The sequence below is a fragment of the Williamsia muralis genome (genome assembly GCF_051487485.1).
Classification (GTDB): Bacteria; Actinomycetota; Actinomycetes; order Mycobacteriales; family Mycobacteriaceae; genus Williamsia; species Williamsia muralis_B.
The window spans coordinates 19,453-42,367 of record NZ_JAHVCV010000011.1; the positions used below are offsets into that span (position 1 = coordinate 19,453).

Consider the following 22,915-nt stretch of genomic DNA (forward strand, 5'->3'; position numbering starts at 1 on the left):
TGCGGATGCGGATTAGACACAACGTAGGAGTACATCGGTGCGCCGTCAACCGCTGAGTTCGCACGGCATTTCGGGCCGCGCGCCTCAGAGATCGTCGATCAAGACGATTCCATCCTGGATGGCGCGTGCCACCAGAGCCGCTTTGGTGGGTGCACTTCGACCGACGTCCCTGTACTTGACTCGAATGCGGGTGAGGTGTGTGTTGACCGTACCGAGCGAGATGCACAATCTTTGCGCAACAGAGGATTTGGAGTCGAGTGCCAGCCACGCTCGCAGCACTTGAACTTCTCGGTCGGACAGTCCAGGCGAGGGATAGGTGGGAGCAACGGGCATGGCCCGCGCGGCAACAGCCCGGTCCGGCAGCGGCATCTGACGCTGCCGAAGGCGCGCAAGCGCCTCTTCACGGGTCGGCCGATACCCAGCTCTGGGTCGACCGGGGTTACCAAAGTGGTTGCGCGGTAACGTCATCTAACACTCTCCCTTCCGTACGGGCCGCCGACCTTCGACGACCACTACGGACGAGTACACCCGGGCCGCCCCGCTACCGATCCCAACAAAACAGACAGCTGGTGCGCTGTCTGACCGTCACCTGGCGACAGATACTGCACAGCTGTGCAGTATAGGATAGGTTGGCAACCGAGCGGCCGGCGTCAGAACCGACGAGCCCACGGTTTCGACGAATCACTCCAACATGTGGACTCAGGCGTCGCCGCACGCGCGGCGACGACCAAACCGAACCATGGCCGCGGACAGGGGGAAAGCGTGAACACCATTTCTACGCTTCGCGCACGCGAATCTGCACGAACCATTCACAGTGTCGACGACACGCCGTCGACCCAGCGCACAACACTCTCTTGCGAACATCGAGCAATGCTGTTGGTATTACCCGTCGTTGTGGGATGCGTCATCGTTCTCATCGCATTGGCACACTGACGCTGGTACCGGTGATGGAGACAGAGAGAGTGGAGTAGGTGAGTTCAGGCGCTTCCGATTCGCCGCGACGACGCGGAGCCGGCAAGCAAGCACTGATGACTGCAACGCTGCAGTTGATCGGCGAGCGGGGCCTCAACGGCTTCACCCTGCGCGACGTAGCCGACCGGGTCCAGATGTCCGTCGGCTCCACCACCTACCACTTCACCGATCGCGACCAGTTGCTCCGGGCCACCTTGCAACAGTTTTCGAGTTCCGTCGTCGAACGGTGTGAGACCCTCATCGCGCAGTGGGACAGCGAGCAATCGACTCCAGAGCAGCTTCTCGAGTCGATGCTCGGTGAACTGACCAACCTTTTCGCCGACGCCAGTGCCTCGCTCGCGCAGCTCGAGCTCTACGTCGCAGCCTCACGGCATCCCCACCTGGCCTCAGCGGCAGCCGACTGCATCGCCGCATATTGCAATCTCATCGAATACGCGCTCACTGCTGCAGGGGTCGATCCCGCGGCGGCGTCCACCAGAGCACCCCGAATCGTCTGTTACCTCGACGGTCTCACGCTGCAGAGTGCCGCCACCGGAACACCCATGACACTGCCGGCCCATGCCGAGACCACTCTCTGGATTCTCGCCACCACAGACCCGTAGCCACCAACTTCATCCCCCAGCGCAGTCGCGGAGGGGACATAGCCGCCCGCCACCGCCGACGGGGACGATCCTGGTGCAAATGCGCCGGCGGCCCTGCGAGATCCCCTACCGTGTCGGCAGATCAACCATCCGTACGAGAACGTCGACCGTTGCCCGGTTCTCGTCCTCGCTGTTGGGATGGCTGAGCATGCTCTCGATGACAAAAACGATCACACGAGTCATCGCCTCCACGTCGGCGGCGGACGCTCCCGACTGGGTCAGCTCGGACGCAATCCACCCTTCCCATGTCGAATGAAAACCGTTGTGCCAGTTCTCTATATCGATCGAATGAGATGTGCGCACATGGACGGTGTCCACCAGCCGGTGGTATCGGGTGAGCTCACGGACCGCCCAGAGGATGCGATCACCGAGGGACCGCTCGCCCAAGGCCGCAAAGCGGGTGAGGGTTTCGGCGTGCACTTCGTCGAGGACGGCGATGAGCAGCTGATCCTTGTCTCGGAAGTACCAGTAGATGGTGTTCGCAGTGACGCCCGCCGCGGTCGCGATCTTTCCCATCGTCGTGTTGTCGTAACCCTCATCGACGAACAGCGACGTGGCCGCAGCGATGATCTCGGCCCGCTTCTCAGCCCGGTCGATAGGCGCACGGTTCCGAGGCATGCCGAAATCCTATCTTGATTACCGTTCAAGGCGTTGCTACCGTCTTCTTGAACGCTGATCAAGAATGCGGTCGATCTGTTCGACACAGCCACATCTCCACACGAAGGACTTGCCATGCCTACTGATGCGTCCGCCGCGGATCCCGGCTACTCGCGCACCGACGAGTGGTTCAACTCCGAGGGCGTGCGATGCGCAGCGGCAGTCTTTCGTCCGGCTGCAGCCACCACCGACACGCCTGCGGTGGTGATGGCTCACGGATTCGGAACCCCCCGCGCCGTACGCCTCTTCAGCTATGCGGACGTCTTCGCCCGCGCCGGATACGTGGTTGTCGTGTTCGACTACCGGCACTTCGGAGACAGCGAGGGTGAGCCACGCCAGCTTCTCGACATCTCCAAGCAGCATCAGGACTACCGCAACGCCATCGCCCACGCCCGGTCGCTCGATGGTGCCCATGCCCGGCGGATTGTCGGTTGGGGGACATCGTTCGCAGGGGGCCACGTGCTCTCACTTGCTGGAACAGGCGAGGACTTCGCGGCCGTGATCGCACAGGTCCCCCACGTCAGCGGCCCCGCAGCGGTGCGCGCAACCGGTCTGCGCAACACCGTGCGAGTCCTTCCGTCCGCCGTGATCGACCAGACGCGGGCGCTGTTGAAGCGGTCACCGCGCTACATCAACTCAATCGGTCGGCCCGGCGACGTCGCCGTCATGACATCGCCTGACGCGATGGACGCCCGCGACTCGCTACTCGCCGCATCGGGATTGAAGACCAACGACTATCCCGAATCTGTCGCCGCCCGAATACTTCTCAAGATCGGTCTCTACTCCCCAGGTCGTACAGCTGCTGCGATCACTTGCCCGACGCTGGTCCAGATCATGTCCGATGACGCGGTCACCCCCGCCTCGGTCGCCGAGAAGGCGGCGTCGAAGATCCCGCATGCGACAGTGCATGTGCACCGCGGCGGTCACTTCGACCCCTACGTGGACCCGCTGTTTCCGACCGTCGTCGACGAGCAACTCTCGTTCTTGACGACGGCCGTGCCCCTCGGGCCCCCGAAAGGTGAGGACGCCACACACTGAGCACGGCGGCGACTGCTCAGCCGGCGCCGAGGAGCTGGCTCATCTGCGAGTAGAACGCGGCCGGATCTCCAGCCAGAGATGCCTTCACCATCGCGGTCCAATCGTCGACGATGACTTCGATCAAGCCGTCGGTCAGACCGTCGAGCGAGAGACGCGGAACGTCGCGAGGATCGATCTTGGGCCCGTCATATCCAGCGGAGATGTCCGTGTCGGCTGCGCCCAGCAGGACGCCCTGCACGAAGGTACCTTGTGACGAGAGTTCCAGTCGCACACCGTTTGTCATATTCCACTCCGCCGACTTGGCAGCAGAATACGACCCGGTGCCGGGAGCGGCGAACCACGACAGGGCAGACAAGACGTTTACGATCGCACCACCTCCCTGTGCGGCCAGCACGGGTGCGAACTCCCGGATCACATCCAGCGTGCCCCAAAAGTGCGTGTCCATCTCGCGGCGAATCTCCGCCAGGTCACCGGTGACGAGCGGAGCTCCGGTGGCGATACCGGCATTGTTGACGAGCACAGTGACATCGCTTGCGGCCGCCGCCGCAGCCACGACGGACTGGTGGTCGAGCAGGTCGAGCCGCAGCGGCACCACCCGGTCGTCGGAGAACTCCAAGGTCTCCGGGCGGCGGGCCGTCGCGTACACCTTGCCCGCTCCACGATCGAGGAGTTCGAGTACGTACTGCCGGCCGATTCCGCGATTTGCGCCGGTGACGAGTGCGATCTGGTTGGTGATGTCCATTGGGGACCATGCCTTCTACGAGAAGTCTTCTTCTTGGGATCGGGCCACATCTGCCCGACATCGGCTACTCTAAAACTTCACGTTGACGTCAAGGGCAAGTCTGCTTGCAGACTGATCGATCACAGGAGGCGAGAGGCATGCGGATCGGCGATGTCGCAACCCGCGCAGGAGTGAGCACCAGAGCGCTGCGCTATTACGAGGAGCAGGGCCTGCTCGAGTCCGAGCGCACCCCGAGTGGCCAGCGCACCTACCCAGAATCAGCCATCGAGCGCGTCAAGCTGATCCAGCAGTTCTTCACCGCTGGCCTGCCCAGCCGAGTGGTCATGCAATTGCTGCCGTGTGTCGACAGCGGTCAGGCCTCCCCCGAGGTATTCGAGATACTCGCATCAGAACGCGACCGCATCACTGCGGCCATGGCAGACCTGGCCGCCGCCCGCGATGCCCTCGACCGGATGATCGACATCGCCCGTAACCCGACGCCCGAGCACTGTCCGGGCCTCCGAGAGACACCGTGGGCGCCTTATGATTCCGCTGACCAGTCGGCGATGAGCTGACACCAGCCCTCGTTTCGGCACCGAATTTCTCTCGCGACGACTCGGCGACAATTAGGCGGACCCGTCGAGTCGGCCGCACCACCACCCGGCGGCAGGTACCGTGGGTTTCGACTTGTCCGGTGAAAGGTGCTGCGGCAGGAACGGACTCAGTCCGCCCACAACAGCGCACGCTGAACAGGAAGAGTGAGTATGAGTTCTGACGACCTGCGGGCAACCGCTGCGGACGCTTTCACATTCGGCTACGCCATGGTGGAGAACTACCGGACGATGTATGCCCAGGCCATTGATTCCGCTGACCCCCGGTACACCGGTGGGTTCGGGAACTACCGGCACTATCCGAACCCGGCGCGCCCGGAGAACACCGACATCGTCACGCCGAACAACGACACGCCGTATTCGTGGCTGTGGCTCGACCTGCGGGCCGAGCCGTATGTGGTCACAGTGCCCGCGATCGATCGCTACTACATCCTGCCGTTCCACGACCTGTACACCCTGTACGCCGGCTACGTCGGAGCGGTCACCACGGGTGCCGACGCCGGTTCCTATCTGCTAGTCGGCCCGTCCTGGGATGGGGCAGTGCCGGAAGGCATCGACGGCGTCATCCGCTCAACGACCGAGTTTCTGGGCAGCCTCACCAGGACCGCATTGATGCCGGACGGCGTCGAGTCGATGAAGCGTATCCAGGACTCCTACCGTGTTGAGCCGCTGAGCGCATTCACCCAAACACCACCGCCACAAGCAATCTCGCCGGTGCAGTGGCCTGTCTGGGACGAGAAGGCCTTCACCACCACAACCGCCTTCTACGAGTTGGTCGACTTCTTGTTGCAGTTCGCACCTCCTCTCGAGGAAGACGCTGAGGTCCGTAGTCGGATGAAGGCGGCGGGCATGGGTGGAGACGGTTCGTTCCGAGTCGACGACTTGGACGACAATGACCGCGCCGCCCTGGCGGCGGGTCTTGCTGACGGCATCGCGGCACTACAGGAACACGCCAGCCATGCAGCCTCGTCCATCGGCCTCTTCGGCACACATCAGCAGATGGCGGGCAAGTACACCAATCGGAACATCGCAGCGATGAAGGGGCTTTACGGGTTGCCGCCTAGTGAAGCCTGGTATGCGGGGTGGATCACCGACTCCGCCGGCGACACCCCGGTCGGAACCACATCATTCACGGTCACCTTCGATGCGGGGCATCTCCCGAAGGTGCGTTTCTTTTGGTCGGCGACCATGTACCGATTGCCCGAAAGACTGTTGGTGGACAACTCGATCGACCGATACTCCATCGGAGATCGCACCCCAGGAATCGTCTACGGTTCCGACAACTCGCTGACCCTGCACATTTCCCACGCCGAGCCGACAGACCCTGCCGCACGGGCCAACTGGCTACCGGCTCCGCCTGGGCCGTTCACGGTGATCATTCGGGCGTACGGCGGCGACCGCGAGATCGCAGAAGGCCGCTACACCCTGCCGCCACTGGTACCCAACACCTGATAAGACGCCCACACAGCCGGGCTCATGGCCAACACTCTGGAGTGGTTCGCCGAGCCGCCGGACTGATGAATGCGTGTGCAGGTACATGCGCTATCAACAGTCCGCAGCGAGAAGCGCCGCGCAGAGTGCGGCAATGAGGTGGGGCTCGTCCGCAGGGTTTGCTGGTGGCCAGAGCGCAAGGGTGAGGACAGAACGCACGGCCAACGACGAAGCGATGGTGTTGGCGGGATCGATCCCCGTGAGCTCGGCGGCAATGGCCCACAGGACAGGTGATCTGGTAGCGGCTTTGGCTCCGTCGAGTACGTGACGAGACCGCAGGAACTGTCGGGCTATCCGGTTGGTCCGGAACTCACCGAGCGTGACTGCGATTGCGGTCTGCGCCCGCTGCTCTCCGGCCAGTCCGGCGACCGCGTGACCGACGGTCTCTGCGATCGCACTGGAGGTGTGGGTGAAAACCGCTTCGAGGAGACGTGTTCTCCCGCCGGTGTGGCGGTAGACGGTAGCGCGCGAACAGTGCGCGCGGGCAGCGAGTTCGTTGAGATCGAAGCGGTCGATTCCGCGTTCGGCGATGAGCGCCCCGGCGAGGTTCAGCATTCGTTCGCGAGCAACGTCGGTGCGGTCTGAGCCAACGAGCCAATCAGCGGACATGTCTCATTATGAGACAACAAACTGCAATCAGACAAAGCATTCGCACTGGTCATGGCGGGGAGGTGAGACCAGGATGCGGAAAGTATCGAACGGGGTGTGTCGACTTAACTCAAACCCATTGTGTTCGACCACTGTCCGATCGACCCTGGTCCCATGATTGCTGGAGATGATCCGTATTCGTTGTTCGCCGAACTCCGCGCTTGTTCTCCGGTGCATCAGTTGGGCGACTCAGCGTTCTATCTGGTGAGTTCGTGGGATCTGATTGCCGAGGTGCTCAAGCGGGCAGACGATTTCTCGTCCAATCTCACCGCCACGATGGTCGTGCATCGCGACGGCACGCTGACCGAGTACCCGGTAGCCCCGCTGGGTTCTCCGCTGCACGTGTTGGCCACCGCCGACGAGCCCGTTCATCGCGCCCACCGCGCCATGGTGATGCCCGCTTTGGTTGCCTCGCGCGTGCGCGCCCTGTCGCCGTTCATCAGTGCCACCCTCGAACAGCTGTGGCGCGACGGCCTGGAAGAGGGACGCATCGACTGGGTGCATGCTGTCGCTGAACGGCTACCGATGCTCGTGGTGACAGAATTGGTGGGACTACCGGAGACCGACGTCGATGAACTGGTCCGTTGGGCGTTCGCGTCCACGATGCTCCTCGACGGGGTTGTTACTCCCGAGCAGTTGCGTGATGCCTCGACAGCAGTCACCGAACTGGCAACCTATCTCGCCGCGGCATTCACCGACGCACGAAAAAGCCCCTGCGACAACGTTCTCGGCGATCTCGCCCGATTGGTCAACTCAGGCGACCTCGACCACGACACCGCAGTGATGATCTTGATTCAGCTGGTCGCCGCGGGCGCCGAATCGACCATCAGCATCCTGGGGACTGCAGTGTGGCTGCTGGGGCGCCACGACGACATCGTCGGCCGCCTGCGCGCCGACCGCAGCCTTGTCGGACCGTTCATCGAGGAGGCACTGCGACTCGAATCGCCGTTCCGTGGACACTTTCGCCACGTCGTGCACGAAACCACCCTCGACGATGTCGTGCTGCCGGCGGGCTCACATCTGTACTTGGCGTGGGGAGCAGCCAACCGCGACCCCCAGCGTTTCGACGATCCCGACACGCTCCAGCTCGACCCGCCCACACGACCGACGCACATGGCATTCGGCAAGGGGATACATCTGTGCGTGGGTGCCGCTCTCGCCCGCGTCGAGAGCCGATTGGCCATCGAGTTCCTCCTCGACGCCACCACGACGTTGTCCCTCGGGAACACCACGCCCCACTGGACCCACAGCCTGCTTTCTCGCCGTCTGCACACGCTGCCGTTGATCGTCCACACGGCCTGAGCCTCGGCAGGGAACGTACTGCCGGCACGTCGACCAGCGAATAGGCGATTTGGCGAGGACGAGGGCCATGACGACCCCGTGCTACCGTCGAACAGAGATCTAGACGATCAATCCGGACGATCGTGACCGTACCCGGACCCCGACAAGACGGTACTTCTGCGAAGGTAGGGGTTGTCGGGCAATGGCATGGATGGTACTCGTCATCTCCGGGATATTCGAGGCTGTGTGGGCTACGGCCCTCGGCCGTTCCGAAGGTTTTTCGAAACTGTGGCCGACCGCCATCTTCGCTGGGGGCCTTGTCCTTTCGATGGCCGGCTTGGCATACGCGATGCGAACCCTTCCGACGGGCACCGCGTACGCCATCTGGGTCGGGCTGGGCGCGTGTCTGACGGTGTCATACGCGATGTTCACGGGCACGGAAACGGCATCCCCGATCAAGGTCGGGCTGATCGCGGTCATCGTCATAGCGGTGGTCGGTCTCAAACTGGCCCACTGACACCACCGTCGTGGTGATCTGTCCGCCCGACACCACGCATCGGTAACGCCGTCAGGGTGTGACGATCCTGAATGCCGGGTCGGGCTGATCGGTGAGACCGACGATCGTGCCGATGGTCGCCGCGTCGCCCTCCATCGAGATGCCTTCGGTACCTGCACCGGCGAGAAGCCCCAGGAGTTGCACCTTGGTCAGGGTGACAACAAGATCGGCCGGGTCGGTGCGCTCGGTGGGATAGTGGATCAACACACCGTTGGACAGTTCCATCCGGTACGTCTCATCAACATCGGTGAAGCACCAACGGATCGACGCCGTGGTGTCCCACGCACGAGGCCCGTCAATGCGGATCGCGATGCTGTCGAACACCTGGGTGATCGTCAACGCGGTGGCCATGCCTGCTGCGCTGACTTCGGCCGGGTGGGTCGGTCCATCGACTTCACTAGCGCCGACCAGATAGTTGTTGCGCCAGGTTGCGCATTCAGAGCCATATCCCAGTCGCGTCAATGCGTCGGTCAGCACTGCTTTTGCACCAGCATGGGCGGGTTCGGCAAACACCGCATGACTCGCCAGCTCTGCGGCGAACCGAAGGTCTCCTTCGTCGGCGAACTCCTGTGCCCGCGCCACGGCCGCATCGATACCGCCGATCGCGCGGACGTACCGGGCGCCGGCTGCCTCGGGCGGGTGTTGCCACAGATGTGCCGGATTGCCGTCATACCAGCCGAGGTATCGCTGATAGATGGCTTTCACGTTGTGGCTGACCGAGCCGTAGTACCCGTGGGTGTGCCATGCCGCGTCCAGGGCCGGCGGCATCTGAAAGTCTTCGGCGATCTCCGAACCGACGTGACCCTGGTTGAGCTGACGCAGCGTTTGGTCGTGCAGATACGCATACAGGTCGCGTTGTTCGGTCAGATACCCGATCAACTCGGTGGTACCCCAGGTCGGCCAGTGGTGCGAGGCGAACGCGACGTCCGAATCGTAGGCGAACATCTCGATGGCCTCGGCGATGTATCTCGACCAGTTGCGGGCATCTCGGACTTCGGCCCCTCGCAGGGTGAGGAGGTTGTGCAGATTGTGGGTTGCGTTCTCTGCCAAACACAATGCGCGATGATCAGGGAAGTAGAAGTTCATCTCCGATGGCGCCTCGGTGCCCGGGGTCACCTGGAAGACGATGCGGACACCGTCCAGTATTTCTTCCTGGCCGGTGTGGGTGACGTCCAGTGTGGGTGCCAACAATCCGACGGATCCGGTGGAGGTGCTCGGCCCCAGGCCGGCGCCGAGAGTTCCGGTGGCGCCCACCGGAAGCACGATGCCGGTGTGGAACATTCCTCGCCGCAGCATGGCGCCGCCGGCGTACACGTTCTCCGAGACCGCGTGCTCGAGGAAGTGTTCGGGAGCCACGATCGGCACGGTGGTGTCGGCGTCGACAACACCGAGCACACCACCGAAGTGGTCGATGTGGGAGTGGGTGTAGATGAGAGCGGTGACGGGACGATCGCCGCGCCGGCTGCGATACAGCGCCAGCCCCGCCGCGGCACACTCGGCCGAAACCAACGGATCGATGACCACCACTCCGGTGTTTCCCTCGACCAGTGTCATGTTGGACAAGTCGTACCCGCGGATTTGGTAGATCCCTGCAGTCACCTCGAACAGACCGTGAATGGCCGTGAGTTGCGCTTGACGCCACAGGCTCGGATTGACGGTAGTTGGACAATCGCCGGTTGTCGCTGCCGCGAAGCCGGCTGCGTCGTACACCACCCGGTCGTCACTGGCCCGGATCTCTGCCGGCTCCAGGGTTGCGACCAGCCCACGGTTGGCGTTGGTGAAATCGGTGCGATCAGAAAAGTCGGCGGGCATCAGAACTCCTCGGCGAGAGTTGTCACCCCGTTACCTCGCGGGCACCGCGTGCCCGTGGGACGTGGAGTGGGTGGAACGTCGAGTACCTCATTCAATGCCGACCACCCAGGTCAGGACATTGACGCCATTCTCGACGGCTGAGTCACGGCTGACAACTGGCCGTGTCCATCGAAAATAACAGCCCGGGTGTTGCAGCGGAAGTGAACGAGAAATGAAACAGCAGTGACGGATTGAATGGACGACATGTATTTCGTCAGGCCTGCGCAATCAAAGAACCTGTCGCCGCAGCAATCACCCAAAACGGATGAGAACGAGCTGCGAGTCTTGGTGGACGGTCGAAGGGATACCTGTTCGCTCCCCCTCTGGAGGATGATGATGAGCACTTCTGCCGAGACGCCATCAGTGGCCGGCCATGAACGTCACCCCGTCAAGCAAGGATTCGCGGGAGGCACCATCTTCGCTGCCTCCGTTCTACTCTTCACGGTTTCGCTACTGGCTGTGTTGCAGGCCATTTCGGCGTTGGCAGAGGATGAGATCTTCGTGTCCGGTCCCAAGTACACCTACGAATTCGATCTGACCACCTGGGGTTGGATCGTGCTTGTTGTCGGACTCCTCGGAATCGCCATCGCATTCGGGATGATGACCGGCGCGATGTGGGCACGAGCCGCCGCAATCGTCATCGCTGCCATCTCGATCGTCTCCAACTTCCTGTGGCTGCCCTACTACCCATGGTGGTCGATTCTCGTGATAGCGCTCGATGTGATCGTCATCTGGGCCGTCACCACTTGGCGCACAGCGTGATTGACACGCGCGGAGAGGTAGCGAAATGACCACTGCATCCGACATCGACCTGGGGCCGGTGGACTATCTTGTCGTCGAGTTCCCAGCGAACGCGAAGTTCGACGGGACGGCATTCTCGATGCTGCTCGACCTGGTCGATCGTGAGGTCATCCGTGTGCTGGATCTGACCTTCGTCCGGAAGGACACCGACGGTTCAGTAGCTGGTATCTCGCTGGAAGACCTCGACATGGATGGCGAACTCGACATCGCAGTGTACGCGGGAGCATCGTCGGGACTCCTCGACTCCACCGACGTGGGCGAGGCAGCAGGAATCCTGGAACCCGGCTGTTCGGCAGCCGTACTAGTCTACGAAAACCGCTGGGCCGCACCATTCGCGACCGCACTGCGGCGAACCGGTGCACAATTGGTGGCCACCGGCCGTATCCCAGCCGAGTCGATCCACGCGTCACTGGACGCGCTCGACGCCTGACCGCCTCGACAAGGAGCAGACAATGCCTGGATTACTCCGTGGAATCGCTCGAACCGCAGTTGTCGCCGGCACGGCGACAACGGTGTCGAACAGGGTCTCCCGTCGCCAAAGCCAAAGGTGGGCAACCCAAGAATCGCAACAAGCACCGCCGCAATACGCATCGCCGCCGCCAGCGGCCGCTCCCCCAGCCCCGAGCGGCGACCGCTTGGGTGCCCTCCAACAGCTCGGTGAACTCAAAGCACAAGGTGTTCTCACCGAGGCAGAGTTCGCCGCCGAAAAGGCAAGGATACTGGCCTCTTAGCCGCCGGCCGCGCACACAACACACACCGATGAGACGAAGCTGATGACTCTTACAGAGAACTCCACCGCGCCGGTGGACGACCCCGATGCCGAACACGCCACACCCGGCCGACAGGCGCGGTCGTTGGTTCCCCGTCGCGAACTCGGAGCCTGGAATCCAGAGACCCGCGGGCACGATTCCTTGCAGACCATCCTCGCCCAAAGCGACATCAGGGCACCCGATTTGCTGCCCATCCGCCACGGGCGGATGAGTCACTCGCCATGGACGTACTACCGCGGCGCTGCAGCTGTCATGGCCAACGATCTGGCGTCCACCCCACACACCGGCATCATGGTTCAGATGTGCGGAGACGCCCATGTCCTGAACTACGGGCTGTGGATTTCTCCAGAGAGAAATCTCGTCTTCGACCTTCGTGATTTCGACGAAACCCTTCCCGGTCCGTTCGAGTGGGATCTCAAACGATTCCTTGCGAGCCTCATCGTGCTCGCGCGGGACAACAACATCTCAGAGTCCCTGGGCTGCAAAGCAGTCCGATCCGGGTACCGGAGCTATCGCAAGCACATAGCCACCTACGCCGCAATGCCCCAGATCGATGTGTGGTACGACCGAATCGATGTCGACCAGCTACTCCATTACGCGCGCAAGGACACCGAGGCAGACTTCGACGCCCTCATCGAGAGCAAGGTCAAGAAGCGGACCAGCAGAGGGGTGTCCGCCAAACTGACAGCTGATGTCGACGGTCGCCGAACGATCACCGAAGACCCGCCCTACCGCACCCACCGTCTCGGTGCAGCTGCCGAAGAAGTGCTGCGTGAGGTGCTGAGCAGATACCGCGAATCTGTGCCCGACCATCTCGACAATCTGCTGAGTCGGTACGACGCGATTGATGCTGTCCGGCAGGTGGTCGGCGTCGGCAGCGTCGGTATGCGCGTGTTCTTGACGTTGCTCGAGGAACGTCGCAGTGCGGATCCGCTGTTCCTGCAGGTGAAACAAGCCGGGGCGTCGGTGTATGAACCCTTCCTCGGCAGGAGCAGATACGAGAACCATGGCGCACGGGTGGTGCACGGCCAGCACCTGATCCAGAGTGCCACCGACATGTTCGTCGGATGGACCTCTTACGAGGACATGGACTTTTACGTCCGCCAGTTCCGAGATGGGAAGGTGATTCCCAAAGGGGAGGGAATCGCCCCGCATCTTTCTCGGTTCGCAGCTGCCTGTGGACACGTGCTGGCCCGAGCTCACGCACGCAGTGGCGACGCAGCCGCTATCTCGGATTACCTCGGGACCAGCGACAAGGTGGAAACCGCGATGGAGCATTTCGCGTGCGCCTATGCCGATCAGAACGCCGCCGATCACGCGCAATTGGCGCGCGCAGTCGAGAACGGTGACATCCCGTCCGAGCAAGGATGGCCAGACATACCGTGAAAGACCCCGGGTGGTTCACTGCACTGACGCGACACGAGACAGGCAGGCGGTTACCGCCGGAGCGGGCTGCACGACGAGTCGAGGCGTTTGCCTACGGCAACATCCTCGTACTGTCGGTGATCGTGGTGTCAGATGCCCACGCAGTGGAGAATCGGCTGGCAGCCTGGTTGGTCCTGGGAACCACTGTGTCGACGTTTGTTGCGCACATCTTCGCCGAATGGTTGTCGCACGGCGTGATCACCCGACGTGAAGGCGAAACCACCGGTCCCACCGACACTTTGACTCTCAAGACGGTACTTCGCGACTCGCTGCCGATCATCACGTCGGGATCACTACCGTTCGCCGTACTGCTGATCGGATCCTTTGACGTCATCGGGCTCTTCGACCCACCAGGTGCGCAGCTGTGTGCGGCCGGCATCGTCATCTTCAGGATCGCAGTGCTCGGCTTGGTGGTTGAACGTCTGCAGGCGAAGAAAGTGTCGTGGCGAACGATCGGCTCAGGAATTGGCGTCGCCGTCCTGGCAACCGTCATCACCCTCGTCAAAGTATTTCTCACACACTGACTGTCGTTGACGTCGTCCGCACACGCATCGCGCTGCTTTACGGAGACTTCACTGTTTGGCAGTTGACTTACGTGGCGCCGCGCGGCGCGTCGTCTTCGGCTGGGGTCGCCCCGGTTCAGTCGTCGGTGCGCTCGTAGCTGCGTCTTCAGTGCCGTTGTCGCGCCAGCTGATCTCTATTTCGATCTCCGTTTCGTCGCCATCCACTTCGACCTCGAGTTCGAAGCGAACTTGCTTGGCTACCGCCACGGTGATCGAGTCTCCATCTGCACCCAGTTCGACCTCACTGCCATCTGCCAGGGCTCGACCCAGCGCAATCAGCCTCTCGGACGCCTGTTTACGCGACAATGTTGCGGATTTCTTGATCTCCAGTTTCGGCATTTCTTGCTCCTCACCTTCGGTTCTCGGGCTCACCACAGTTTGAAACGGACGAGATGGCAGCGATGAGGACTGACGACCTCTCACTTACGCACTGAGCGCCTTGACTTTGAGCTGCTCGTACTCGGCGTCTGTGATCGAACCGTCGTTGTGGAGCGCTTTGGCAGTGGCGATCTGGTCGGCCGGCGAGGTGCCGGCAGCCTGCCTGATGTAAGCATCTGCTTGCTGCTGCGCCGCTTGTTGCGAGGCAACAGCTCTCCTACCCATTCCACTGCCGCGGGCGATGAGGTACACGAACAAGGCTATGTACGGCACCAGAACCAAGAACAGGATCCACATCGCTTTGACCCAGCCCGAGGTCTCGCTGTCACGGAACAGGTCGACGATGACGTTGAACAGAATCATCAGGTACGCCACAAAAGCGAAGATGACGATTGTGTACCAGATGAAGTCCCAGAACGAATCCCACACGATGAACACTCATTTCGATTTGGCCGGCTTGGTTCGAATTACATACTTGCATCACGATATTGCGCTGCGTGAGACCATCCGTCCTCATCCGCCAAGCATGAGCCGCTTGGCGTGCGGCAGATGTTCACGTCCCGCTGCGATCCCTCCTCTGACCTATCGGTCGTCGGGCATTACCGCTCGAGGTCATCGCCACTGTTGGATTCACGAGCCGCGTCCGCGGGCAAACCGGATGACGCCGACTCAGAGCCACCCGGGCCACGCCGATGGACGGCCCCGGCGATGACTGATGCGGCGTCATCCCGGACTGTGCTGCGTACCACCGGGTGACCGATCACGGGACGGCGAGTCAACCGCCCTGGTCGCATCGCCATGTCACCGCCCCTCCTTTCGATCAGCCTCGATGGTGTCGAGGACCGCCCGAGACGGTATTCGCCCCTGAGCGACAATCTGCGCGCCCACGTCGCTTGCGGCGGCCGCCATGGGCGCGACCCCGACGTTCTCCCAGACGATCACCCCTGCGACAGCGCCGGGTGCCACAGCACATGCCAAATTCTCGATATCGTCGGCAGCCAATATCTCGGCCATGGTGGCGTCCAGAATCCTCAGCTCAGCAAAGTCGAAATCCTCTATCTCGAACACATCCAATTCGCCGGTAGGCCTTCTTTTGAAGACCAATAGGTCGAGCACACGGATTATCTCCTTGTCGACGAGAGTCAAGAGCGACTTGAACATCGATTCGGTGAACGTTGTTACACCGCTCGGGAATTCAACCACCAAGTAATCGACCGGACCGAGCCCGGATACGTGTTCGACCACATTGCCTCCCGAGCCGGACGGCCGCCGATGGAACATCCTTCGCGGATTTGACCTTTGCCGTGGGTGCTAAATCTTGCGCGGCGCAGCGAGTCGATGTCGTCACCCATAGCGAATGAGCTGTGGCCGCGGCCGAATGGGCCTACTATTTGCGTGTCGCGTTCGGGAGCGTCGACCAAGAAGGGAACGGGCAATGTCCGAGCAGTTCACCGCAGCCCTGACCTTGCGTACCTCCCGCGCCTCACTTCCGCCCGGTTTTGTTCATCGTCAGAGACTTGATGCGATGCTTGATCGCGGCGTGGACAGAACAGTCACAATTGTCACCGGAGGTCCGGGATACGGTAAAACGCTTGCCGTATCAGCGTGGGTCAACCACAACCGACTGCCTGGGCCCGTCGTTTGGCTCACTGCGGCCCACTCCTACGATGTCCGGGGGCTGTGGACAGACCTGCTGAACGCCTTCAAGAGTGCCGGCGCCTTGCCTGGCAACAGCCCGCTCGGGGAGATCACTCCAGGACCGACGTTCGGCTCGGCAGAATTGTCGCGGATCGTTGCGGCGATGACGCAGCTACCGGGTCCGGTCGTCCTCGTACTGGACGATGTGCACGAACTCACCGACCGAGCCGTGGTGGACTCCATCACCCGACTCATCGAGTGCCGGATACCCCAACTACGGCTGGTGCTCGTCGGTCGCACCACGCCTCCGGTGCACCTGTCGCGGCTCAGACTCGCTGACGACATCGTGGAGATCGGCGCAAACGACTTGATGTACACGGCCGCTGAGACCCGCCAAGTGTGTGCGGTCGGAGGCTTCACGCTCACCGCGGACGAGCTCGGTCTGCTGTTCACCCGCACTCAAGGCTGGCCCGCAGGAGTACGGCTGGCCTTGATGAGCATCGAGGAGTCGAGCGCGCCCGCCGTCGACCACGCCAACAACCGTCGAGTCGCCGAATATCTGCTGGAAGAAATACTCGAACGGCTTGAACCGCGAGACCGATTGTTCCTTCTTGCCACGAGTGTGGTCGAACAGATGAGCCCTGACCTCGCACGGGCCCTGTCTGGACGCGCCGACAGCGCTCAGATGCTGGACATGCTCGTCAGTCACAACGCACTGACCGTGAGGCTGTCTGACCGGCCAACGTGGTATCGATACCATCCACTACTACGAGATCTGTTGCGAGACAGGCTTTCTGCTGAAAACCCGGATAGTGTTCCCCACCTGTATCTACGCGCGGCGAAGTGGTACCTCAGCACCGATGAACCCGTCGTCGCGCTCCGTTTCTTCGCACTCGCTCGCAGCTGGCAAGCAACAGTCGAATTGCTTGGCGAGGTGGCGTTACCCCTGATCCTCACCCCGCAGGCGACGGCGTTGGTTGCTGCGCTCGCGGCCGTGTACGACGACCCTGCGTGGCGTACTTCCGCCGACACGCTGATCGTGGCGATGGTCTGCGACTATCAGCGTCATGACTTCGAGTCGATGCGCAGAACCGCCGATGACGCCGAGCGCATCTTTGCTTCGCAAGGAATACAGCAGCCACTTGCCACGCGGGTGATCGTCGCCATGGCGCGAATCGTGTATTCGCGCGTCAGCACCCCGAGCACTCTGGTGACGACGTCCGGAATGCTCCTCAGCATGGTGAAAGACGCGTCGCAGGAGGAGATACCGGCTGCCACGGCATACACGCTGATCGCCTTGAACAATCACGCCAGTGGGTTGGTGTGGGAAGACCGGTTCGCCGAGGCCCAGATCGAGCTCGACGCCGTTCGGGTTCAGGGCGCGCATGCCGGCATGACGTTGACCCAGCTGTCGGCAGAGTCCTACTCAGCGCTCGTCGACACCCTGTACGGAAATCTGGGCCAGGCCGCCGAGCGCGCCCAGTGGGCATTGGACGCTGCGGACAGGAAGGGTTGGGTGCGGGAGATGCAGCTGCTGGCATCTCATGCCGCACTGGCCTGGGTGCATCTGCACCGCTTCGAACTCGATGCCGCGCAGGCTTGTATCGACGTAGGACTGGAGTCGAGCGCGCAGGGATCAGACGTAGGGTGCCGTCTCATCCTGCATTTCGCTGCCGTGGCCGTCGCGATCGCGAAGCTGGACGCGGAGGCGATCGGGCTGGCGCTCAAACGGCTCGACGTACTCGAACACACGGTGGGCAAACCCCCCCGTTTGCTTGCCGGCTGGTCACAAACCATTCGCGCCGAGGCCTGCATGGCGCTCGGAAAGTCCTACGAGGCGCCGCACGACGGGGCTGCCGTTCCAGGCTTCACAACGGGGTTGCATCAGATCGTAGAAGCCAAGGCACATCTGGCAATGAACGATCCCGCGGGGACTCTGGAAGCTCTCGACTGTCCCGCGCTGTTCGGGGAGTACCGGTCGCTGGCTGCTGAGGCCGCGATCCTCGAGGCCATAGCGCGGGGTCAGCTACGGCTAGACGCGCTTGCTGCGGATAGTTTCGAAAAGGCTGTTGTCTTGGCTGAATCAACCGGTTTGCGGCGCCCCTTCGTGGGTGGGAACGGCCAGATCGCTTCACACCTGAGCCGCTTCAGGCATCTGCACGACGATCAAAGTGCTTTTGCGACCGAGCTCGCGATTCTGAGAGGTGATGGGGCGATGCCCGCTGTCCCTCGTCCGCCAGTAATCCAACCGCTCACCGATCGGGAGATGGCGGTGCTCAAGTACCTGCCGACCATGCTCAAGTCATCGGAGATCGCCGCCGATCTGTTCGTCTCGGTGAACACCGTGAAGACTCACCAGCGGTCGATCTATCGCAAACTCGGGGTCGCGACCCGTCGTGAGGCAGTCGAGACAGCCCGGTCCTGGGACATGCTGTAATCCAAGCGAAAGAGGTTGAGTCGCAAGCTCATATCGCTCGACACCGCAACAGGCGAGATCATGGTGGGGAACATCAGCCGTCGTCCGTCGACACGGTTACGCCGAGGTTGTGAACAACCTCGAGTTCGGGGATGAACGGCAGCAGGTCGGCCACGGACTTTCGAAGGTCCTCCATCGGTGGCAGAGCTTCCGGCCCGAACACCGCGATCGTCGCGACATGACCCTGCCAGGTGACCGAAGTGACGTCGTTGCGAGGTGACCCACGCAGCCAGTCCTATGTGGCGGTGGTGACCTGTGCCGCCCACAGCGCCGTGAGCGAATTGCCCACCATCGGAACGGCCACCACGCACAGGGCAACCCCCAGCAACACGTACGTCCGGAGATGGCGTCGATCGCGGCGGGCTGTCGTCGGGCGGTAACCGGCCACGACGAGTACAACCGTCGCAGTGATGATCATCGCAACGACGTTGGACGCGAACAGAACCAGAGCGCCCAGGCCCAGCGCCGGCTCGCCTGAACCGAGGCACACGCCGGTCACGGCGAGGGGTGGCACCAGAGAGATCGCGATGGCCACGCCGGGAAGCACGTCGCCTACATCGCGTCGCGTGATCGCGATTGCGCCAACCAGCCCGGTGGCGAGCGCCGCGAGCAGGTCCATCAGAGTCGGCGACGTTCGCCCCTGCACCTGGGAGTTGTCCAGCACGCTGGTCGGGTTGGGAAGCACTTGTGCAAAGAGGAAGCCGACTGCGATCACCACAACGATCCCGAGAACAAGGTGAAACCCGCTGCTGCGCAACAACTGACCGCGCCCGGTCACGATGGCGAGCCCCACCGCGAGGATGGGAGTGGAGAGCGGCGCGACAATCATGGCTCCGATGACCGTCGCCGTGGAGTCGGAACACACACCTGCGGCCGCGATCACCGAGGAGAGGACCAACATCAACCAGAATGCTGACCTTTTGGACCGGTGGTCACCACTGGTGAGATCAAGTCGTTCATCGAGTTCGTCGAGCGTTCGTCGCTGGTTGGCGGGTATGAAAGGCAGCACGGCATTCCCTTCGATCGAGTTCGATCCCCGTCCGATGCACAACAATCGCCCGACCCACTGCCGACGGCCGCGCGGATGGATGGACCGCGGGCGGGCGGAAACCAAGGGATCTGAGGCAATTATTCATCGAAACCCCTGAAATGACGCGCCGATCGCGGAATGTGCCTACGCTCGCACCATGTCGAAAAAGCCCGGCATCACCCAGCCCACCACTGGTCGCAGATCGTTGTCGACGGTCTCGCTGTCGCAATGGATTGCGCTGGGCCTGACGGCAATCGCCATCGTGTTCATCGTGCAGAACAGAAACAGCGTCAGTGTCGATCTGTTCTGGGTGAGCGTTCGATCGCCATTGTGGTTCATCTTGGTGATCGTGTTTGCTCTCGGGTGGGTCGTCGGTGTGCTCACCGCTCGCGGACGCAGCAAACGGAAAGTGCAGCGGCAGTAGCCCTGATCGTCTGTGGAGTTACTTGCTACCGGTGACCCGAGCCCGTGACCACCACAGCCACCCGGCGGTCACCGCAATGGCCCCGACGAGCGAACCGATGATCCCGCTTGGCCTGAACTCGATCCCGTCGCCGGAAAGCAGACTGATCAGCAGGCCACCGATGAAAGAGCCGACCACCCCGGCCACGATCGCCAACCCCCAGTCGATACCGCCCTTCCCTTTGCCGAGGAGCAATTGCGCGCCTGCGCCGATCAACATTCCGAACAAGATGATCCCGATGAGCAGCATGCCAGCAGTATTGCAGGCTCCGCACATGCACGAGTGACGAATGCGGTGGACGGTTCGATCGTGTGAGTGGTTCTGCCCCGCGCTGATTCGCTCACGGGTTTCCCCGTCAGGATGCCTTGGTTCGCTCGCACTGGGATGCTCGTGAACATGATCGACACACGCAACGTCCTGGACCGCGCCCGCGCCCGGTTGCGGACCACTGCCCGAGGCCGCGCGGCTGTCCGCGTCGTCTTCGAGGTGCTCGAAATCGGAGTGGTGGATCGTGCGATGACGCTGGCGGCACAGTCGTTCACCTCACTGGTTCCTGTGATGATCGCCATCGGGACGCTGGGCGCGATGGACCCGGTATCGGAAGCCCTGCGGTCCGACTACGGACTCGATCTCAGCGAGCTGGACGGGGCGACCGAGCCATCGGCAACCGCGTTCGGTGTGGTGGGTGTGTTCATGCTGGTCATCAGCGGGACTTCTTACGCCCGCGCGCTGGCCCGTACCTACGGGCAAATCTGGAGTAGCGCGATACCGACCTATCGGCAGGGCTGGCGGTGGATCGTCGTCATTCTCGCCATCGCCGTCGGCGCCATGGCAATCGGCGCCGCCCGAGCGCTCGATGATGTACCTGTTGTCGGCCCTTGGCTCATGGTGGCGACTCAGTTTGCGATCTGGCTGCTGGTCTGGACTGCGATACCAGCGTTGCTGTTGCCCATCGGGTTGCCCACGCGCGCGCTTTGGTCAACCGGTGCGCTGACGGCGTTGGGGCTCACCGGGTTGCAGGTCGCCAGCGTGGTGGCACTGCCCCGGATCATGAACAGCGCGGAGAAGCAGTTCGGTGTGCTCGGGATGGTGTTCACCATGATCGGCTGGCTGTTCGTCTACTCGGCGATCGCCGTCATCTCCGCAACCGTCGTGCACGCCCTTACGCAGGATGTTGACGACGACGCCCTCGGCCGGTGGCTGCGCGGCTCCCCGGCGACCTAGAGCAGTTTCCATTCCACCGGCCCGTTTGCCGTGCCCCCGCTGCCGTTCGCTGAGATGATCTCCCTTGCGAGGTCCCGTGTGTAGCAATCATCGTCGCGACCGGAAAGAGCGTTCATGCCACGCAACAGCAGTGACGACGTTGGTCAGATCCCGATATGGTCGCTGCCCCGCGGCGTGATCGTGTTACTCGGATCGGCAGCGTTGATCGTCACCGTCGCCGGACTCAAGGCGTTCGCCGGCATCCTGGGCCCGGTCATGTTGGCGTTGATGCTCACCGTCGCGGTCCATCCGCTACCGGACTGGTTGCGCCGCAGAGGCTTACCCAACGCAGCAGCGGTCCTGGTCGCGATCGTGGCCGTGTACGCCATACTCGTTGTCCTTCTCCTGGCCGTGGTGGTGTCGGTCGCCCAGCTGTCGGAGTTGCTCCCGACGTATGCCGACGAGTTCGACGAACTCATCGCCGACGGAAAAGACACCCTGCAGAACAACGGGATCGGCCCTGATCAAGTCCAGGACATGCTCGCAGGTCTTGACTCGACCAAAGTGTTCGGTGTGGTCGAAGAAATTCTCCAGGGATTCCTCGGCGTGTTCTCCAATCTGGTCTTCGTTGTTGTTCTGTTGCTGTTCATGGCCGCCGATGGGATGTCGTACACAGCTCGTATCGATATCCTTCGCCGGTCCCGACCCGACATCGCCAGAGCCCTGGTGTCGTTCTCCGAAGGCACCCGCAGTTATCTGGTGGTCACCACCGTCTTCGGCCTCATCGTTGCCGTTTTGGACACTCTCGCTCTGTGGGCCATGGATATCCCGTTGCCGGTGCTCTGGGGCGTTCTGGCGTTCATCACCAACTACATTCCCAACATCGGCTTCGTCCTGGGCGTGATCCCACCGGCACTGCTGGCACTGCTCGAAGGCGGCCTGGGTCTGATGATCGCGGTCATCGCCGTCTACAGCGTCCTCAATGTTGTGATCCAATCGGTCATCCAACCCAAGTTCGTCGGCGATGCCGTTGGTCTATCGGTCACGTTGACGTTTCTGTCCTTGGTCTTCTGGAGTTGGGTACTTGGACCGCTGGGCGCAATCCTTGCGGTTCCTCTGACCTTGATGGCAAAGGCATTTCTTGTCGACATCGACCCCTCCACCCGGTGGGCCGACACATTCTTGAGCAACAAGGCTCCGACACCTGTTGAGGGAACGTGAAACTCGTCAGGGGTCAGCCAGCGTGGCCCCGAGCACGGTCAACGACAACACCACCAAGATCCCGATGAGCAACCATATCGGCGCCGGGCCAGGCATCGGGCCGCCTCCGCGCAGAGCGTTGGTGGTTTGTCGCCACCTCATCGCTCCCACCACGGATGCCATGGCACCCATCGCCACCAGTCCCACACCCACGACATCGCGAACCACCGACGACGAAAACGACGGCAGCACATGCAAGATGGCCATGCCGGCAGCGATCATTCCCAGCGAGGTCCGGATCCACGACAGCACAGTCCGTTCAGCGGCCAACGTGAAGCGGGCATCGACCGCGCCCGGAACGGGCTGCTCACCCAGGTCGTCACTCATCGGTCACCTCGCCTGCATTGCCCGACACAGCGGTTGTCACGCACAGTATCTCCCCTAGAGAGGATTCTCATGACCACAACAACGTCCACCGATCGACATCCGAGACCACAAGGT

At 62.3% G+C, this 22,915-nt stretch carries 25 protein-coding genes, 1 pseudogene and 1 riboswitch; of the genes and pseudogenes, 15 read left to right on the forward strand and 11 right to left on the reverse strand.

Annotation, left to right across the window (positions count from 1 at the left end; genetic code table 11):
* Positions 1 to 84 precede the first annotated feature (84 nt).
* Positions 85 to 468, reverse strand: coding sequence for a response regulator transcription factor (locus KXR83_RS23660; protein WP_437426950.1), 384 nt, complete (start codon positions 466 to 468; stop codon positions 85 to 87).
* Positions 469 to 971: 503 nt separating this feature from the next.
* On the opposite strand from KXR83_RS23660, the gene KXR83_RS23665 reads away from it, so the two are divergent.
* The gene (locus KXR83_RS23665; protein WP_437426951.1) at positions 972 to 1,574 is read left to right on the forward strand and encodes a TetR/AcrR family transcriptional regulator; all 603 of its coding nucleotides are present in this window, start codon (positions 972 to 974) and stop codon (positions 1,572 to 1,574) included.
* A gap of 105 nt (positions 1,575 to 1,679) precedes the next feature.
* Here the strand turns inward: KXR83_RS23665 and KXR83_RS23670 are convergent, their stop codons facing one another.
* Positions 1,680 to 2,231 (reverse strand): TetR/AcrR family transcriptional regulator, encoded by a 552-nt coding sequence (locus KXR83_RS23670; protein WP_437426952.1) that lies wholly within the window; start codon positions 2,229 to 2,231, stop codon positions 1,680 to 1,682.
* Between the two features lie 114 nt (positions 2,232 to 2,345).
* Between KXR83_RS23670 and KXR83_RS23675 the strand changes: the two genes are divergently transcribed.
* Positions 2,346 to 3,308 carry an alpha/beta hydrolase gene (locus KXR83_RS23675; RefSeq protein WP_437426953.1) on the forward strand — a complete coding sequence of 321 codons (963 nt, stop codon included), beginning with the start codon at positions 2,346 to 2,348 and terminating at the stop codon, positions 3,306 to 3,308.
* 16 nt (positions 3,309 to 3,324) lie between these two features.
* On the opposite strand, the gene KXR83_RS23680 is transcribed toward KXR83_RS23675, so the two are convergent.
* Positions 3,325 to 4,050: an SDR family oxidoreductase gene (locus KXR83_RS23680; RefSeq protein WP_437426954.1), complete on the reverse strand. Its 726-nt coding sequence runs from the start codon at positions 4,048 to 4,050 to the stop codon at positions 3,325 to 3,327.
* Between the two features lie 137 nt (positions 4,051 to 4,187).
* Between KXR83_RS23680 and KXR83_RS23685 the strand changes: the two genes are divergently transcribed.
* Both KXR83_RS23685 and KXR83_RS23690 read left to right on the forward strand, forming a co-directional pair.
* Positions 4,188 to 4,604: a MerR family transcriptional regulator gene (locus KXR83_RS23685; RefSeq protein WP_437426955.1), complete on the forward strand. Its 417-nt coding sequence runs from the start codon at positions 4,188 to 4,190 to the stop codon at positions 4,602 to 4,604.
* A 189-nt stretch (positions 4,605 to 4,793) separates the two neighbouring features.
* Positions 4,794 to 6,092, forward strand: coding sequence for a DUF1254 domain-containing protein (locus KXR83_RS23690; protein WP_437426956.1), 1,299 nt, complete (start codon positions 4,794 to 4,796; stop codon positions 6,090 to 6,092).
* Between the two features lie 93 nt (positions 6,093 to 6,185).
* On the opposite strand, the gene KXR83_RS23695 is transcribed toward KXR83_RS23690, so the two are convergent.
* Positions 6,186 to 6,740 (reverse strand): TetR/AcrR family transcriptional regulator, encoded by a 555-nt coding sequence (locus tag KXR83_RS23695; RefSeq protein ID WP_437426957.1) that lies wholly within the window; start codon positions 6,738 to 6,740, stop codon positions 6,186 to 6,188.
* Between the two features lie 153 nt (positions 6,741 to 6,893).
* On the opposite strand from KXR83_RS23695, the gene KXR83_RS23700 reads away from it, so the two are divergent.
* Both KXR83_RS23700 and KXR83_RS23705 read left to right on the forward strand, forming a co-directional pair.
* Positions 6,894 to 8,081, forward strand: a complete 1,188-nt coding sequence (locus tag KXR83_RS23700) for a cytochrome P450 (RefSeq protein ID WP_437426958.1) — start codon at positions 6,894 to 6,896, stop codon at positions 8,079 to 8,081.
* 91 nt (positions 8,082 to 8,172) lie between these two features.
* Positions 8,173 to 8,238, forward strand: a riboswitch (guanidine-III (ykkC-III) riboswitch).
* A gap of 24 nt (positions 8,239 to 8,262) precedes the next feature.
* Positions 8,263 to 8,577 carry a DMT family transporter gene (locus KXR83_RS23705; RefSeq protein WP_437426959.1) on the forward strand — a complete coding sequence of 105 codons (315 nt, stop codon included), beginning with the start codon at positions 8,263 to 8,265 and terminating at the stop codon, positions 8,575 to 8,577.
* A gap of 51 nt (positions 8,578 to 8,628) precedes the next feature.
* Here KXR83_RS23705 and KXR83_RS23710 read toward each other — a convergent pair whose 3' ends face one another.
* Entirely contained in the window at positions 8,629 to 10,428 is a 1,800-nt protein-coding gene (locus KXR83_RS23710; RefSeq protein ID WP_437426960.1) for an alkyl/aryl-sulfatase, read from the reverse strand.
* A gap of 375 nt (positions 10,429 to 10,803) precedes the next feature.
* Here KXR83_RS23710 and KXR83_RS23715 point away from each other — a divergent pair, with 375 nt between their 5' ends.
* The 5 genes from KXR83_RS23715 to KXR83_RS23735 are packed head-to-tail and all read left to right on the forward strand — an operon-like array spanning position 10,804 to position 13,987.
* Positions 10,804 to 11,229: a DUF7144 family membrane protein gene (locus KXR83_RS23715; RefSeq protein WP_062795728.1), complete on the forward strand. Its 426-nt coding sequence runs from the start codon at positions 10,804 to 10,806 to the stop codon at positions 11,227 to 11,229.
* 25 nt (positions 11,230 to 11,254) lie between these two features.
* Positions 11,255 to 11,698: a DUF6325 family protein gene (locus tag KXR83_RS23720; RefSeq protein ID WP_437426961.1), complete on the forward strand. Its 444-nt coding sequence runs from the start codon at positions 11,255 to 11,257 to the stop codon at positions 11,696 to 11,698.
* 22 nt (positions 11,699 to 11,720) lie between these two features.
* A complete protein-coding gene (locus KXR83_RS23725; RefSeq protein WP_317713725.1) occupies positions 11,721 to 11,999 on the forward strand; it encodes an SHOCT domain-containing protein in 279 nt (92 codons plus the stop codon).
* 42 nt (positions 12,000 to 12,041) lie between these two features.
* Complete coding sequence (locus KXR83_RS23730) at positions 12,042 to 13,424, forward strand: DUF2252 domain-containing protein (protein WP_437426962.1); 1,383 nt, start codon at positions 12,042 to 12,044, stop codon at positions 13,422 to 13,424.
* On the forward strand, positions 13,421 to 13,987 hold the full coding sequence (locus KXR83_RS23735; RefSeq protein WP_437426963.1) for a hypothetical protein: 567 nt from the start codon (positions 13,421 to 13,423) through the stop codon (positions 13,985 to 13,987). Before KXR83_RS23730 ends, KXR83_RS23735 begins: the two co-directional genes overlap by 4 nt.
* A 48-nt stretch (positions 13,988 to 14,035) precedes the next feature.
* Here the strand turns inward: KXR83_RS23735 and KXR83_RS23740 are convergent, their stop codons facing one another.
* The 3 genes from KXR83_RS23740 to KXR83_RS23750 form a co-directional block, all read right to left on the reverse strand.
* Positions 14,036 to 14,365: an amphi-Trp domain-containing protein gene (locus tag KXR83_RS23740; protein ID WP_437426964.1), complete on the reverse strand. Its 330-nt coding sequence runs from the start codon at positions 14,363 to 14,365 to the stop codon at positions 14,036 to 14,038.
* An 84-nt stretch (positions 14,366 to 14,449) separates the two neighbouring features.
* Positions 14,450 to 14,833 (reverse strand): SHOCT domain-containing protein, encoded by a 384-nt coding sequence (locus KXR83_RS23745; protein ID WP_317713729.1) that lies wholly within the window; start codon positions 14,831 to 14,833, stop codon positions 14,450 to 14,452.
* Positions 14,834 to 15,205: 372 nt separating this feature from the next.
* A complete protein-coding gene (locus tag KXR83_RS23750; protein ID WP_437426965.1) occupies positions 15,206 to 15,649 on the reverse strand; it encodes a DUF6325 family protein in 444 nt (147 codons plus the stop codon).
* 190 nt (positions 15,650 to 15,839) lie between these two features.
* Here KXR83_RS23750 and KXR83_RS23755 point away from each other — a divergent pair, with 190 nt between their 5' ends.
* Positions 15,840 to 18,479 (forward strand): LuxR C-terminal-related transcriptional regulator, encoded by a 2,640-nt coding sequence (locus KXR83_RS23755; protein WP_437426966.1) that lies wholly within the window; start codon positions 15,840 to 15,842, stop codon positions 18,477 to 18,479.
* Between the two features lie 73 nt (positions 18,480 to 18,552).
* Here KXR83_RS23755 and KXR83_RS23760 read toward each other — a convergent pair.
* Positions 18,553 to 19,527 (reverse strand): annotated as a pseudogene (locus tag KXR83_RS23760) (TIGR00341 family protein).
* 178 nt (positions 19,528 to 19,705) lie between these two features.
* Here KXR83_RS23760 and KXR83_RS23765 point away from each other — a divergent pair.
* Positions 19,706 to 19,972: a lipopolysaccharide assembly protein LapA domain-containing protein gene (locus tag KXR83_RS23765; protein WP_437426967.1), complete on the forward strand. Its 267-nt coding sequence runs from the start codon at positions 19,706 to 19,708 to the stop codon at positions 19,970 to 19,972.
* An 18-nt stretch (positions 19,973 to 19,990) separates the two neighbouring features.
* On the opposite strand, the gene KXR83_RS23770 is transcribed toward KXR83_RS23765, so the two are convergent.
* On the reverse strand, positions 19,991 to 20,260 hold the full coding sequence (locus KXR83_RS23770; RefSeq protein WP_317713735.1) for a GlsB/YeaQ/YmgE family stress response membrane protein: 270 nt from the start codon (positions 20,258 to 20,260) through the stop codon (positions 19,991 to 19,993).
* Between the two features lie 147 nt (positions 20,261 to 20,407).
* Here KXR83_RS23770 and KXR83_RS23775 point away from each other — a divergent pair, with 147 nt between their 5' ends.
* Together KXR83_RS23775 and KXR83_RS23780 are read left to right on the forward strand one after the other, a co-directional pair.
* Positions 20,408 to 21,235 (forward strand): hypothetical protein, encoded by an 828-nt coding sequence (locus KXR83_RS23775; protein WP_437426968.1) that lies wholly within the window; start codon positions 20,408 to 20,410, stop codon positions 21,233 to 21,235.
* 114 nt (positions 21,236 to 21,349) lie between these two features.
* On the forward strand, positions 21,350 to 22,435 hold the full coding sequence (locus KXR83_RS23780) for an AI-2E family transporter (RefSeq protein ID WP_437426969.1): 1,086 nt from the start codon (positions 21,350 to 21,352) through the stop codon (positions 22,433 to 22,435).
* A gap of 6 nt (positions 22,436 to 22,441) precedes the next feature.
* Here the strand turns inward: KXR83_RS23780 and KXR83_RS23785 are convergent, their stop codons facing one another.
* The gene (locus KXR83_RS23785; RefSeq protein WP_317713738.1) at positions 22,442 to 22,801 is read right to left on the reverse strand and encodes a YidH family protein; all 360 of its coding nucleotides are present in this window, start codon (positions 22,799 to 22,801) and stop codon (positions 22,442 to 22,444) included.
* Positions 22,802 to 22,915: the final 114 nt, after the last annotated feature.

Coding starts and splice junctions, on each gene's coding strand:
- KXR83_RS23705 (WP_437426959.1), top strand. CDS start 8,263: ATGGCATGGATGGTACTCGTCATCTCCGGGATATTCGAGGCTGTGTGG.
- KXR83_RS23690 (WP_437426956.1), top strand. CDS start 4,794: ATGAGTTCTGACGACCTGCGGGCAACCGCTGCGGACGCTTTCACATTC.
- KXR83_RS23755 (WP_437426966.1), top strand. CDS start 15,840: ATGTCCGAGCAGTTCACCGCAGCCCTGACCTTGCGTACCTCCCGCGCC.
- KXR83_RS23695 (WP_437426957.1), bottom strand. CDS start 6,740: ATGTCCGCTGATTGGCTCGTTGGCTCAGACCGCACCGACGTTGCTCGC.
- KXR83_RS23700 (WP_437426958.1), top strand. CDS start 6,894: ATGATTGCTGGAGATGATCCGTATTCGTTGTTCGCCGAACTCCGCGCT.
- KXR83_RS23680 (WP_437426954.1), bottom strand. CDS start 4,050: ATGGACATCACCAACCAGATCGCACTCGTCACCGGCGCAAATCGCGGA.
- KXR83_RS23725 (WP_317713725.1), top strand. CDS start 11,721: ATGCCTGGATTACTCCGTGGAATCGCTCGAACCGCAGTTGTCGCCGGC.
- KXR83_RS23715 (WP_062795728.1), top strand. CDS start 10,804: ATGAGCACTTCTGCCGAGACGCCATCAGTGGCCGGCCATGAACGTCAC.
- KXR83_RS23710 (WP_437426960.1), bottom strand. CDS start 10,428: ATGCCCGCCGACTTTTCTGATCGCACCGATTTCACCAACGCCAACCGT.
- KXR83_RS23675 (WP_437426953.1), top strand. CDS start 2,346: ATGCCTACTGATGCGTCCGCCGCGGATCCCGGCTACTCGCGCACCGAC.
- KXR83_RS23780 (WP_437426969.1), top strand. CDS start 21,350: ATGCCACGCAACAGCAGTGACGACGTTGGTCAGATCCCGATATGGTCG.
- KXR83_RS23670 (WP_437426952.1), bottom strand. CDS start 2,231: ATGCCTCGGAACCGTGCGCCTATCGACCGGGCTGAGAAGCGGGCCGAG.
- KXR83_RS23775 (WP_437426968.1), top strand. CDS start 20,408: ATGATCGACACACGCAACGTCCTGGACCGCGCCCGCGCCCGGTTGCGG.
- KXR83_RS23660 (WP_437426950.1), bottom strand. CDS start 468: ATGACGTTACCGCGCAACCACTTTGGTAACCCCGGTCGACCCAGAGCT.
- KXR83_RS23785 (WP_317713738.1), bottom strand. CDS start 22,801: ATGAGTGACGACCTGGGTGAGCAGCCCGTTCCGGGCGCGGTCGATGCC.
- KXR83_RS23770 (WP_317713735.1), bottom strand. CDS start 20,260: ATGCTGCTCATCGGGATCATCTTGTTCGGAATGTTGATCGGCGCAGGC.
- KXR83_RS23765 (WP_437426967.1), top strand. CDS start 19,706: ATGTCGAAAAAGCCCGGCATCACCCAGCCCACCACTGGTCGCAGATCG.
- KXR83_RS23720 (WP_437426961.1), top strand. CDS start 11,255: ATGACCACTGCATCCGACATCGACCTGGGGCCGGTGGACTATCTTGTC.
- KXR83_RS23730 (WP_437426962.1), top strand. CDS start 12,042: ATGACTCTTACAGAGAACTCCACCGCGCCGGTGGACGACCCCGATGCC.
- KXR83_RS23740 (WP_437426964.1), bottom strand. CDS start 14,365: ATGCCGAAACTGGAGATCAAGAAATCCGCAACATTGTCGCGTAAACAG.
- KXR83_RS23685 (WP_437426955.1), top strand. CDS start 4,188: ATGCGGATCGGCGATGTCGCAACCCGCGCAGGAGTGAGCACCAGAGCG.